The organism is Salmonella sp. NW177 (assembly GCF_051811585.1).
Taxonomy (GTDB): domain Bacteria; phylum Pseudomonadota; class Gammaproteobacteria; order Enterobacterales; family Enterobacteriaceae; genus Salmonella; species Salmonella enterica.
Genome location: NZ_JAMMZV010000001.1, coordinates 316,790 through 328,905 on the forward strand (window position 1 = coordinate 316,790; position 12,116 = coordinate 328,905).

9 protein-coding genes, 2 tRNA genes and 1 pseudogene are annotated in these 12,116 nt (G+C 47.4%); 8 read left to right on the plus strand and 4 right to left on the minus strand.

Annotation, left to right across the window (positions count from 1 at the left end; all coding sequences use genetic code 11):
• Positions 1-648: 648 nt before the first annotated feature.
• On the plus strand, positions 649-1,533 hold the full coding sequence (locus NA986_RS01670; protein WP_023216878.1) for an integrase domain-containing protein: 885 nt from the start codon (positions 649-651) through the stop codon (positions 1,531-1,533).
• A 1,029-nt stretch (positions 1,534-2,562) separates the two neighbouring features.
• Here NA986_RS01670 and NA986_RS01675 read toward each other — a convergent pair.
• The 3 genes from NA986_RS01675 to mtfA all read right to left on the minus strand — a co-directional run bounded on the left by NA986_RS01675 (position 2,563) and on the right by mtfA (position 4,960).
• Positions 2,563-3,825: a tyrosine-type recombinase/integrase gene (locus NA986_RS01675; RefSeq protein ID WP_023216875.1), complete on the minus strand. Its 1,263-nt coding sequence runs from the start codon at positions 3,823-3,825 to the stop codon at positions 2,563-2,565.
• Between the two features lie 161 nt (positions 3,826-3,986).
• Positions 3,987-4,062: transfer RNA gene (locus tag NA986_RS01680), tRNA-Asn, on the minus strand.
• Between the two features lie 100 nt (positions 4,063-4,162).
• A complete protein-coding gene (gene mtfA, locus NA986_RS01685; RefSeq protein ID WP_000598920.1) occupies positions 4,163-4,960 on the minus strand; it encodes a DgsA anti-repressor MtfA in 798 nt (265 codons plus the stop codon).
• An 88-nt stretch (positions 4,961-5,048) separates the two neighbouring features.
• On the opposite strand from mtfA, the gene NA986_RS01690 reads away from it, so the two are divergent.
• From NA986_RS01690 to ymcF, 7 genes and pseudogenes are all read left to right on the plus strand, one after another.
• Positions 5,049-5,138 (plus strand) — tRNA-Ser (locus tag NA986_RS01690).
• Positions 5,139-5,428: 290 nt separating this feature from the next.
• A pseudogene (locus NA986_RS01695) lies at positions 5,429-5,539 on the plus strand (DUF6387 family protein); the annotation flags it as partial.
• A gap of 616 nt (positions 5,540-6,155) precedes the next feature.
• Positions 6,156-6,974: a hypothetical protein gene (locus NA986_RS01700; protein ID WP_001176775.1), complete on the plus strand. Its 819-nt coding sequence runs from the start codon at positions 6,156-6,158 to the stop codon at positions 6,972-6,974.
• 749 nt (positions 6,975-7,723) lie between these two features.
• Complete coding sequence (locus tag NA986_RS01705) at positions 7,724-8,143, plus strand: translesion error-prone DNA polymerase V autoproteolytic subunit (protein WP_000394197.1); 420 nt, start codon at positions 7,724-7,726, stop codon at positions 8,141-8,143.
• 2 nt (positions 8,144-8,145) lie between these two features.
• Positions 8,146-9,414 carry a Y-family DNA polymerase gene (locus NA986_RS01710; protein ID WP_023216957.1) on the plus strand — a complete coding sequence of 423 codons (1,269 nt, stop codon included), beginning with the start codon at positions 8,146-8,148 and terminating at the stop codon, positions 9,412-9,414.
• A 455-nt stretch (positions 9,415-9,869) separates the two neighbouring features.
• Positions 9,870-10,082: a transcription antiterminator/RNA stability regulator CspE gene (gene cspE / locus NA986_RS01715; RefSeq protein ID WP_000208509.1), complete on the plus strand. Its 213-nt coding sequence runs from the start codon at positions 9,870-9,872 to the stop codon at positions 10,080-10,082.
• Positions 10,083-10,092: 10 nt separating this feature from the next.
• On the plus strand, positions 10,093-10,281 hold the full coding sequence (gene ymcF, locus NA986_RS01720) for a cold shock small protein YmcF (RefSeq protein ID WP_024131109.1): 189 nt from the start codon (positions 10,093-10,095) through the stop codon (positions 10,279-10,281).
• A 260-nt stretch (positions 10,282-10,541) separates the two neighbouring features.
• Here ymcF and ompS1 read toward each other — a convergent pair whose 3' ends face one another.
• Entirely contained in the window at positions 10,542-11,720 is a 1,179-nt protein-coding gene (gene ompS1 / locus NA986_RS01725) for a porin OmpS1 (protein WP_001080668.1), read from the minus strand.
• Positions 11,721-12,116 lie beyond the last annotated feature (396 nt).

A 12,116-nucleotide genomic window follows, 5' to 3' on the forward strand; every position in this document is an offset into this window, starting at 1 on the left:
CAGGACGGTTGATCCGTTTACCGGTGCAGACCTCTGCAAACACTGGGTTGCAGAACATCGCGACGGAGGCCTGAGTTTTAACACAATATGTCCTTTTACTGCGCCAGCCTGCTTGCCTGAATCTGCACCGCGCCGGAATTCTCCCGGCTAACCTGTTCTGCTGACACCCTCAGCGCCTTTTTCCTTACGGGCTGCGGCCTGCATTGCCGTCATGCTTTGCTGCCGCGTGACCGTAAAACTGCACCAGAAACGCAACGTTTAACCCCTGCACCAGACCCGTGCGTCACTTTTACCGCGAAGTCGCGGGAAAGTGACGCACGCTGCACCACACCCTTTATGCACCAGAAATCAGTCTGTTACAGACGAATCCCACATTCTGACGCGCCCTTTCAGACCATTTATTCACCACAAGGAGAACATGAACCGATATCAGAGGGGGATCTGGACGATCCGGGGGATAACCCGCGAAAGCGGGCGGCTGCTCTGAGAGCACAACCGACGCCCCGCCACACCTCAACAGCCGTCGCCCCGGCGCTCAGATATCGTTCGCAGCCCCGACAAAAATCAGGAGCTATTGGCCTACGCGCCGGGGAACGCTGTATTTGTTTTTTGGGTGAATGAGTTGTAGCAATCATGAAAGGGGGAAAAATGAGTATGCTGGAGCGGGAAATGCGGCACCTGGCGAAGCAGGCGGGCGGCGCACATAAAACGGTCAGCGATCGCATGGCGCTGGCGGAACGTTTTTGCGAACGGCTGGTGACGGAACTGAACGTGCAGATCCGTTATGTCAGGCACCTGAAAGCGCGACACATAGAGGATTACATCCGTCACCGTCTGGCGCAGGGGATTGATAAACGCACCCTGCAAAATGAAATGTCGATGATAAGGATTGTTCTGCGGCAGGCCGGACGCGAAAAACTGGCGGATGGCGACCGGATCAGCAACCGGGCGGTGGGGATCGGCGGCGCATCACGCAGCGGCGCACGTCGCGCTATCGCCGATGGTAAATACCAGACGGTGCAGGAAAATGCCCGGCTGAAAGATCCGGGGCTGGCGGCAGCACTGGAGCTGACGCGGCTGATGGGCCTGCGCTCGCAGGAGGCGGTGCGCTGCCCGCAGTCGTTTAAAACGTGGCGGCAGGCGCTGGCGCGTGGCGAAACCCGGCTGGCGGTGGTATTTGGCACCAAAGGCGGGCGGCCCCGCGAAACCGTGATCCTGGATACTATAGCTGTCAAAAAAGCGCTGGAGAACGCTATTAATATTGCGGAACAGCGTAACGGCAGGCTGATCGATAAGGCCGATCTGAAAAGCGCGATGGACTACTGGCGCGGTCAGGCGGGGCAACTCGGTTTAACGGGCAAAAATACCCCGCACTCGCTGCGTTACGCCTGGGCGCAGGATGCGATCCGTCACTATCTGGCGCAGGGATTCTGCAAAAAAGAGGCGCTGGCCATGGTGGCGATGGATTTAGGACATGGCGATGGACGCGGGCGCTATGTGGCGCAGGTGTATGGGTTGCGTGGGGAGGACTGACGGCTGATAGTCTGTACCTTGTATATATTCGGTGATCAATCGGTTTTCGTACAAAAAATTTTGAGGGCAAAATTTTTCGTACGATCTTCTATCAATGAATGCAGTATCAGGAGATATAAACTATCACGATGTTAATATTTTGTAATTTTTCATTTGCTTCCCTCACAGGCTAGCGCAGACAACAGCTTCATGGCGTACATCCTGACCATCGTTACTGCGTAACGGCTCCAGAGTCAGTTCCAGATAGCGGTCGCATTTCTTATCGCTCATGGACTGGCGCAGGATTTCATCTGCCTAAATAATAATCTGCTCCAGTATGCTGTGTTGTGAAAGATCATGATGCAGCGACAGCCGTTTCAGGGCCAGCTTTGCCCCACACAGGATCTCCGTGTTCAGTCGTGACGTGTAGTTTTCCGGCGCTCCCGCGTGGTGCGGCGGTATCTTGCCTGACGTTCTGCATTGGTCGTTGCCATTTTATTTGCCTCCGGGCATTTGCGTTACGCAGTAACGATAATAAAACGACTGTGCCACGAAAGGGAAAAGGGCCGCAGGGAAAAAGATAATTAAGGGTAATTGCGCCAGCCCGGAAAGGGCCGAAAAGGCTTAAAGGGCTGAACGGGTGCAGTTCAGTACTTCTTTGCTGGATACCTGGCGCAGTGCTGTTATATTATTTCCCGGTAATGGATATGGCCAGGTAACATATGTTCTGGTGCAGTTTACTGGCAGATAAATTTCTGGCGCAGACGAAAAGACTTCCGGTAATACCGAAGATAAAGTTTTCTCTTACAATCAGGCTCGATTAAAAGGCAAATGCCGAAAATTATTACAGCTGTAATAAAAACAGGTGGTTGCCTATTGATAGTGTCGGTATTGATAGGTTTTCATACAAAATTATTTGTCCTCAAATAATTTTGTACGCTTTTCGATTAATAGCAGAAAAAATGAAAATAAAACCTTTCAATACAAAAAGCAGATCCGAATCAATCAGGATCTGCTTTTTCATTACCAACAAATTATACTGTTGCTGGCTCAGGCCGCTTTATTTTGCCGCGCATAAATATAGGGCGGGATAAAACCCTCCCGGCACGTATCCAGATAATCCGACCACCACTGCATCATGGCTTTACGGGCGTCGAGATGCTCGGCGCGGTGAATATACGCCGCCCGCACACTGTTGCGCTCCTGATGGCTCATTTGCCGCTCAACCGCATCCCGCGACCAGAGTTCAGACTCGACTAACGCGCTACAAGCCATTGCCCGAAAGCCGTGACCGCAAACATCCGCCTGCGTATCGTATCCCATTAAACGCAGCGCTTTGTTGATGGTATTTTCACACATCGGCTTATACGGGTTGTGATCACCGGGGAATACCAGTTCCAGATGCCCGGAAATCTCCCTGATCCGTTTCAAGATGTCGATGGTCTGACGCGAAAGCGGCACAATATGCGGCGTGCGCATTTTTGCGCCACGCCCGGAATAGCGTACTTTGTCTATTTCCTCGCGGGTGGCGGGAAGCGTCCAGATTTTGTTTTTGAAATCAATCTCACCCCAGCGCGCAAAACGCAGTTCACTGGAGCGAATAAACAGGTGAAGGGTCAGTTCAACCGCCAGTCGCGTGATCTCCCGGCCTTTTGTGTAGCCGTCGATGCGCGCCAGCAGTTCCGGCAGACGTTCCGGCGGTAACGCGGGGTAGTGCTCCCTGACAGGTGCCGCAGTCACACCTTCCAGATATTGCGCCGGGTTACTTTCCGTCAGCCCCTGCTGCACGGCGTAGCGCATGATGTTGTTCAGGTGCTGCCGGGTACGGGACGCAACTTCCAGCAGCCCCTTTTCTTCAATCCCTTTCAGTAAAGCGGTGAAGTGCGGCGTTTTGAGGTCAGTGACCCGCATATTCCCAATCACCGGGAAGATGTGATTACTCATACTGGCAAGAATGCGACTGGCATGATGTTCAGACCATTTCTTATTGGTCTTATGCCAGCCGAGCGCCACGGCCTTAAAACATTTCTCCGGCGAACTGGCGGCTTTCTCTTCCATGCGCTGTTGCACCGGATTGATATTCTGCGCCAGTTGCTTACGAAATACGTCACGCTGCTGACGAGCATCGGCAAGAGAAACCAGCGGATAAGCGCCTAAACCGATGCGCGATTCTTTACCGTTGAAGCGATATTTGAGATACCAGATGCGTGAACCGCCAGGATTAACCAGCAGATAGAGACCATGCGAATCTGACACTTTGAAAGGTTTAGCCGAGGGTTTTAAGTTACGGATTCTAGAATCGTTTAAAGACATTTGGGGGTCACTCCACAATCGAACCAAACTGACCCCAGATCTGACCACCAAATTTCTCGGATGCGGAGAGAAAACCAGATACGCATCGGGAAGGTTTTTTATGCTAACTTACTGAATCTAAAACGTATTTTGACGTATAAGGAAGCATAAAAACAAGAAATTGGCTCCTCTGACTGGACTCGAACCAGTGACATACGGATTAACAGTCCGCCGTTCTACCGACTGAACTACAGAGGAATTGTTTCAACGAGGCGCATAATACTGGGCCGGCTATAACGTGTCAACAGTAAAATTAACGCGCCAATTCAATTGGTTAATTAACCCACAAAGTGAGGAATTAATGTTCGGATTCCTCGCCGTAGTCGCCTTCGGCAGCGCTTACCCGTAAGCGCTGAGAAGGATCCTGGCGATAGAACTGGCAAAAACGCTGCCATAGCGCCGGGAAACGTGGAGCAAACAGTTCTGGCGCGCTGAAAAAATACTCTGACAACACGGCAAAACATTCTGCAGGGTCGGTGGCGGCATAGGCATCTATACTGGCAGCGCTTTCGCCAACAAGATCGATTTCATCCTGAATATTATTCATTGCCGCGTGGAGATCGTGTTCCCAGCCAGCCACATCGCGCAACGGGATGAAAGGGATGCCGCTGGCGCGATCGCCATTACGCATATCCAGTTTGTGCGCGACTTCATGAATAATGAGGTTGAAACCCGAAGCATCGAACGAGTCCTGGATATCCAGCCAGTTCAGAATGATGGGCCCTTGTTGCCAGCTTTGCCCCGACTGTACGACACGCTGGCTGTGCACCAGACCTATGTCATCTTCCCATTCATCATCTACCACAAAGGGCGCGGGATAAATGAGCACTTCATGAAAACCATCAAGCCACTCAATACCGAGCTCCAGGATCGGTAAGCAAAAAATTAACGCAATACGTGCACTTTTTAACGAGTCGAGCTCAAATCCCTGTAGCGCTACCAGTCTTTTCTGCTGCAAAAAACGTTCGGCTAGCGCAATAAGCCGAGCCTGTTCTTGCGCGGTGAGGTTTACCAGAAGAGGTATAGCCAGCGCATCATCCCACGGCCAGTCTTCGTTCTGGGTTATTTCTTGTGCTTTCCAGGGCCACTTAATCATCGTTTTGCTCGTAAACTCGTCACTTGAACAAAATTACCCGAATAGGGTCTGTTAAAATGCCAAATTACCTGGCATCATTGCAATATACGGAGAGATGCCGGAGCGGCTGAACGGACCGGTCTCGAAAACCGGAGTAGGGGCAACTCTACCGGGGGTTCAAATCCCCCTCTCTCCGCCAATCATTCAACAAAATCAATCACTGACAAAGCGTTTTTGATTTCGTCATACATAAATCCCTGCATTAAAATTTCTTTCACTCGCTCGATTTTTCTTACTACTGATGCTGTTTTTTACCATTTTGCTGCGCGTCGGGCATCCACTTTTATCTTCTTTAGCTCACAAGCTCACACTCTTTTGCAACGCCCATCTCACATCTCTGGTGACAAAACAGTTTAACTGCCGTTGCTTCACACGGATCTTGTAAGGGTATCTTAAAGGAAATGGATTGCTGGAGGATGGAGGAAAAGAGGCGAAATCTTTTTCAGTGGTGATACCGCCTCCCCTGGACATGAGCTTGCCAGAACCTACGCGGTAAATCCTACGACACGAAGCCACGCGCAATTTTATGCGAAAACGCTGGCAATAGCCTTGCTGACTGATGCAAGCTATCTAAAATCGCTTGAAGATGACATCATGCAAAACAATCGCTTAAAAGACTCACCTGTTGATAAGCATGTTGAGGACGAAAAGAAGAAGAAAAATGCAGCCAGGTAAAAAGGGTTACGTTCGCCGTAAGCGAACGTGATCGCATCCAGCCTTAACGAACCTTTTTCCGTTCATCTCCCTTCATGTTTTTCAAAAAACTCTTTTATGAATGCCCCTAAAACGTCATACGCGAATTCGCTATTATTGTTCCCGTCGCGACAACATAGAGATTACGTAAAAAAACAGAGGGCAGACATTGAAAAATATTGGAAATAACGTAAAACGATTTGTCCGTGTTTTTTATCTGTCATTTAAACTTACAGAAATGGCTGTACTGCTATCAGTATAAAGATAATTTCAGTTGTCCAGATAAATCATTTTTAAAACTATTTGTATTAACGGGGTTTATTCATTTATTGAATGGATGCGTGTTCGTTTGGTCTTGTCATCTTGACGCTTTGAGATCACATATTCTATTCTATCATAGACAGTAGGGGAAATTAGCTGCTGGGATCGATTTTTGATTAATAAAATACTGGATGGAACCACGATGCAATTACCAGAACAGGATGAGTTTTTTGATTTTTTTGCTGCCAATGATGATGAACAAGCCTCTTTAAGGCGTAAGTTTTTTTTGGAGAAACATAAAGAACCGTGTCTGTCTGAGTCTGCATTAGAGGACTACCAGGCGCTGTTTATGAGTATCTACGGAATTAATATTGACTGGAAAGAGGGGACTTTTAGCCTGCTTGAGGCACTTTCAGATAATCAGGGAGGGAAGCCTGTCACGGTCAAATTCGATTATGACAGTGAGATTGAAACAGCAACGATAAATTTGGTTGATACGCAGTATGTGTTTCATCACTACCCAATGGGAAGTGATGGTTTTGATACAGAACTGGTGCGCATTGAGCATATATTGGCTAATAGTGGATATAGTTTGCGGGTATATCAGAACAGCACTTTTAGTGATACATTATCGTTCTTACTCATTCCGTCAGATGAGTGGAAACGTGTTGAACAGCGTTATAGCCCAGAGCATATTTCTGCATACTTCGTTCCGTATGGAAAACAACTTGTTATTCCTGAGGTTGCTGCTCCGGTCGTAAATTATGTGCCATCCGTTAAACAAGAAACATCAAATGTCCCTGCGTTGTTTAATGCTCGGGGTATCCGTATTTATTTTTTAAGTATAATGCTAATCGCATTTGCAATTTATATTTTGTGGAATATCCTGACGAAAATAGAACCTTTATCATCAGGCCAACCTGCTGGCTGTGAAAATGTGCAAAATTTATACTCAAAATTACGTCCAGAAGTAGCCGAGCCATTAAAAGAAAAAATGCGTAAGAGTTTGGGCTGTAAATGATAAATTTTCAGTTTAAGAAAATTACACTAATGGATAGGTAATAGAGATATATTTAATTTGATATTGTGTTATCGAAATAGTAATAACAGATAATATACATATTCTTGCGGTGGTGGATGAAGCGATTTTTATCTTATTTGTACAGGAAAAGAAAAAGAGTTTTTTTAGCTACCATGACTCTTATTAATTTTGTTGCCGCAAATCAAAAATACTACGCTTTTAATTTGTTGTCAGTGTTTATCATGGTGTTCTGGTCAGTTATCCTTATTTCCAATATGCAAACTGATATTAATCATAATGAAAAATAAAACTATTTTTTGTGTCTGTTATATTTTTAGTAAATCCATGAAGCTCGCTGTACCCCATCGGGATTCACAGTGATGTCACTCGCGGCGACTTAACGCCGTCGTCCTCGGTAATCATCGCACCCGGCCTGTTGCCCGAAATGTTCCCCTGTAGACATGGGCGCCGGGCAGAAGATTAATTGCTGTCAGGGAAACGCGCTGGCGCGTGGCGATAACTTACGCTGCGGGACTGTCGACGCTGTACAGAAAATCTGGCCTCCAGGCTGGCTTAAATATGCGCACATGACAATACAACCGGAAAATTTACAAAACCCATAATTTGAACTGAGAGAGAAACTTACAAACGAAGCGACGAAGATTTAAACAGCCGCAGCGACTCCGGTATCTTGCGCGCATGTTCAAATAATACTACTGTATATAAAAACAGTATTCGAGGTATGGATTATGGAATTTTTCAGACCTACAGAGTTGCGCGAAATTATTCCTCTCCCATTTTTCAGTTACTTAGTGCCGTGTGGATTCCCTAGCCCCGCGGCGGACTACATTGAGCAGCGTATCGATCTTAATGAGTTGCTCGTTTCTCATCCCAGCTCAACATATTTTGTCAAAGCCACGGGTGATTCAATGATTGAAGCAGGCATCAGCGACGGTGATCTGCTGGTGGTGGATAGCTCACGGAACGCTGACCACGGTGACATTGTAATTGCGGCAATTGAAGGAGAGTTCACCGTAAAACGGTTGCAGTTGCGCCCGACAGTGCAGTTAATCCCCATGAACGGCGCCTATCGACCTATACCTGTCGGCAGTGAAGACACGCTCGACATATTCGGGGTGGTGACCTTTATCATTAAAGCGGTCAGTTGATTATGTTCGCGCTCTGCGATGTTAATAGCTTTTACGCCTCCTGCGAAACGGTCTTTCGTCCTGATTTATGTGGCCGACCAGTGGTGGTGTTATCAAACAATGATGGCTGCGTTATCGCGTGTAGCGCCGAGGCGAAACAGCTCGGTATCGCACCAGGTGAGCCATACTTCAAACAGAAAGAACGCTTCCGGCGATCCGGTGTTGTTTGCTTCAGCAGTAATTACGAGCTTTACGCTGATATGTCGAACCGGGTAATGACCACACTCGAGGAGATGGTGCCGCGGGTAGAAATTTACAGCATTGATGAGGCTTTTTGTGATCTGACGGGGGTACGAAACTGCCGGGATCTGACAGATTTCGGGCGCGAGATAAGAGCGACGGTCCTGAAGCGCACGCACCTGACTGTCGGTGTAGGCATTGCCCAGACGAAAACCCTTGCCAAGCTGGCTAACCATGCTGCGAAAAAGTGGCAGCGCCAGACCGACGGGGTGGTTGACCTGTCGAACATCGATCGCCAGCGTCGGCTGCTGGCCCTGATACCCGTAGAGGATGTCTGGGGTGTCGGCAGGCGCATCAGTAAGAAGCTCAATGCCCTGGGCATCAAGACTGCTCTCGATCTCTCTGAACAAAGTACCTGGATCATCAGGAAACACTTCAATGTCGTGCTGGAGCGTACCGTGAGAGAGCTTTGCGGAGAGCCATGTCTGGAGCTTGAAGAGTTTGCGCCGGCAAAGCAGGAAATCGTTTGTAGCCGCTCTTTCGGCGAGCGGGTCACAGACTATGAGGAAATGCGCCAGGCTGTTTACAGCTACGCTGCGCGCGCGGCAGAAAAACTCCGCGGCGAGCACCAGTACTGCCGTTTCATCTCAACATTCGTCAAAACATCCCCCTTTGCCCTGAACGAGCCCTACTACGGTAACAGCGCCGCAGTGACGCTTCTCACCCCCACGCAGGATTCACGCGACATTATCAATGCGGCTGTGAAATGCCTGGATAAAATCTGGCGCGACGGCCATCGCTACCAGAAAGCGGGGGTGATGCTGGGTGACTTCTTCAGTCAGGGCGTAGCGCAACTCAACCTTTTCGACGATAATGCGCCGCGCGCCGGTAGTGCGAAGTTGATGGAAGTACTGGACCATCTTAACGCAAAAGACGGGAAGGGGACGCTGTACTTCGCCGGGCAGGGGATGTCGCAACAGTGGGCTATGAAGCGAGAAATGCTTTCGCCTCGGTACACCACAAGATACTCTGATCTACTGCGTGTTAAGTAACTTGTGCGATCAATGCCTGAGATAGTTCCCCAACTCGTCCCCGTTCTCTAACCGGTTTTGGTCGCACAAGATCACAGGAACCTCTCACGATGAGGCGCATGTATCCTGGTTTACGACATCAGGAAATGTGGTGCGTTTATTGCCAGGTAGGCGTTGTGAGACGTCACTTATTTACGCCAGGTTTCAGCCGTAGCGACGGACATGGATAAAAAGAGTATGGCAATCAGCGTGATAATGCTAAAAAACAATTAATATTTTTTTAACAAAACTAAAGCTTGCTATGTTCAGTTAACCATGCGTTAATGGTTGTGCGGTTTGATACAAACTTATCTGAAGTAGTGATTGTAATATTTCTCATCATTTGTTCCTCTTGAGATCTCCTTTAGGTTTTTTTCTCTCTGATAATTTTCTTCAGGCCATTTTGCCCACGGGCTCATTCAAAAGGTAACAATATTATGACGACGAAAATCACTGGTTTAGTAAAATGGTTTAACCCTGAAAAGGGCTTTGGTTTCATTACGCCTAAAGATGGCAGCAAAGATGTGTTTGTGCATTTTTCCGCCATTCAAAGTAATGAATTCCGCACTCTGAATGAAAATCAGGAAGTGGAGTTTTCAGTAGAGCAGGGACCAAAAGGTCCATCAGCGGTCAACGTTGTGGCGCTTTAAGGTATCTGATATTACTAATAAAATTCACTTCCGGTGTCCATGTTGCCATGGTTCACAATACAGAACATCGACATTCGATGTTACTGAGCAAAACCCATTTGGCGCGAAATGTATTTTTTGTAAGTCAACCATGATCACTTTTGATAATGTTGGATTATACATTCGCTCAGGACAGGTTCCGCCAGATTTTAGAAAATAATTCATATTAGCTCCGTACAGGAGCTTTTTTTATGCCCGGATGATTATCATCTATAGACGCTGACATCCATCATCTATAGTGGCATTTTCCTTTCCCCAAAGGTGTTATTTCTCTTGCAGGCAGCGCCTGAAAAGAGCGACGTTGTCCTCATCTATCCGATGAAGCCAGGTCACCTGTCTTTGCGCCGTTATCCGTTATTTAATTCTTGCCCTATAATAACAAGCCCGCGCTAAGCACGGGCTTGAATAACATAAAGCGTCTTAGAACTGGTAGACCAGACCAACACCTACGATATCATCGGTTGCAATACCGTTGCTTGCGTAGAAGTCATCATCTTCGTCCAGCAGGTTGATTTTATAATCAACGTAGGTGGACATATTTTTGTTGAAGTAGTAAGTCATACCGACGTCAACATATTTAACCAGATCTTTGTTGGTGTAACGCCAGTTGCCACGATGGACTTCCTGACCGCCTAAATCTTTGCCCTTAGACTGCAAGTAGGCGATGGACGGACGCAGACCGAAATCGAACTGATACTGCGCAACCACTTCAAAGTTCTGGGTTTTGTTAGCAATACCGCCATTATCTTCGCCATTGCCGCCGCCATAATAGGTCATGTTGCGGGTTTCAGCGTACATCGCCGCCAGGTAAACATTGTAGGCGTCATATTTGGCACCTACGGTCCAGGCTTCAGCGGTTTCACCACCAGCATAGTTGTTGCGCTCATTCATGCCGTCGCCATAACCACGAGCAACCTGATTGTCCGTACGGTCAGAGGAAGAGTAGGCCGCACCCAGGCTTAACCCGAAGTCAAAGTCGTAGGAGGCAGACATACCGAAACCGTCGCCGTTTTCACGGGCCAGTTTGCGGCTGCCGCCGTTACCTGTACCTTCACCAGCACCGCCATTTTCATTATTACCCTGGTACTGCAACGCGAAGTTCAGGCCTTCCACCAGACCGAAGAAGTCGGTATTACGGTAGGTGGCAACGCCGTTGGTTCTGCCCAGCATATAGACATCGGTCTGGGTATAAGTATCACCGCCGAATTCCGGCAGCGCATCGGTCCAGGCTTCAATGTCGTAGATAACACCATAGTTACGGCCATAATCGAAAGAGCCGTACTCGCCGAATTTCAGACCGGCAAAGCCCAGACGAGTCCAGGAGTTTGCACCTTCGCCTTCGGTGGTGTTCACCTTAATGTTGTATTCCCACTGACCATAGCCGGTCAGCATATCGTTGATCTGCGTTTCGCCTTTAAAGCCAATACGGGCGTAGGACTGGTCGCCATCGTCGCCTGCATTGTCAGAGAAGTAACGCAGACCATCAACTTTGCCGTACAGGTCGAGTTTGTTGCCATTTTTATTATAAATTTCAGCCGCATTTGCTGCGCCTGCCACTAATAACGCCGGGACAAGCAGTGCCAGAACTTTTCTGTTCATTATGTATTCCCTTATGATAATAATTTATATGAATATGTAGCCACTTCAACAAAACTACAAATTGATACTATTCTATGAAGTTCATGGAATTTAAAAAATAACATGTAACAAAGGTATTTAAAATATTTCAATTTGTTTCTGTTTGGTTTTTTATAATACAGGCAATATAAGTAACTAAGAATATATATTCTATAATTATCATTTTTTATCAATGGGTTATGTGTTTTGGTTTGATGTTTTTTGGCGTGAATATAATTTGTTTTTTATATGTATTTCATGATTTGATTATGAAAAATCATAAAAAAAACCGGCATAAATGCCGGTAATGTGGGTAATGATAAAATAAATGATAAAAGGCTAATAACCGAATCATTCTGACACTTAATGCTAATAAAA

Excerpts from the sequence above, each read along its gene's own strand:
- NA986_RS01670 (WP_023216878.1), top strand. The coding sequence starts at position 649 with ATGAGTATGCTGGAGCGGGAAATGCGGCACCTGGCGAAGCAGGCGGGC.
- NA986_RS01675 (WP_023216875.1), bottom strand. The coding sequence starts at position 3,825 with ATGTCTTTAAACGATTCTAGAATCCGTAACTTAAAACCCTCGGCTAAA.
- mtfA (WP_000598920.1), bottom strand. The coding sequence starts at position 4,960 with ATGATTAAGTGGCCCTGGAAAGCACAAGAAATAACCCAGAACGAAGAC.
- NA986_RS01700 (WP_001176775.1), top strand. The coding sequence starts at position 6,156 with ATGCAATTACCAGAACAGGATGAGTTTTTTGATTTTTTTGCTGCCAAT.
- NA986_RS01705 (WP_000394197.1), top strand. The coding sequence starts at position 7,724 with ATGGAATTTTTCAGACCTACAGAGTTGCGCGAAATTATTCCTCTCCCA.
- NA986_RS01710 (WP_023216957.1), top strand. The coding sequence starts at position 8,146 with ATGTTCGCGCTCTGCGATGTTAATAGCTTTTACGCCTCCTGCGAAACG.
- cspE (WP_000208509.1), top strand. The coding sequence starts at position 9,870 with ATGACGACGAAAATCACTGGTTTAGTAAAATGGTTTAACCCTGAAAAG.
- ompS1 (WP_001080668.1), bottom strand. The coding sequence starts at position 11,720 with ATGAACAGAAAAGTTCTGGCACTGCTTGTCCCGGCGTTATTAGTGGCA.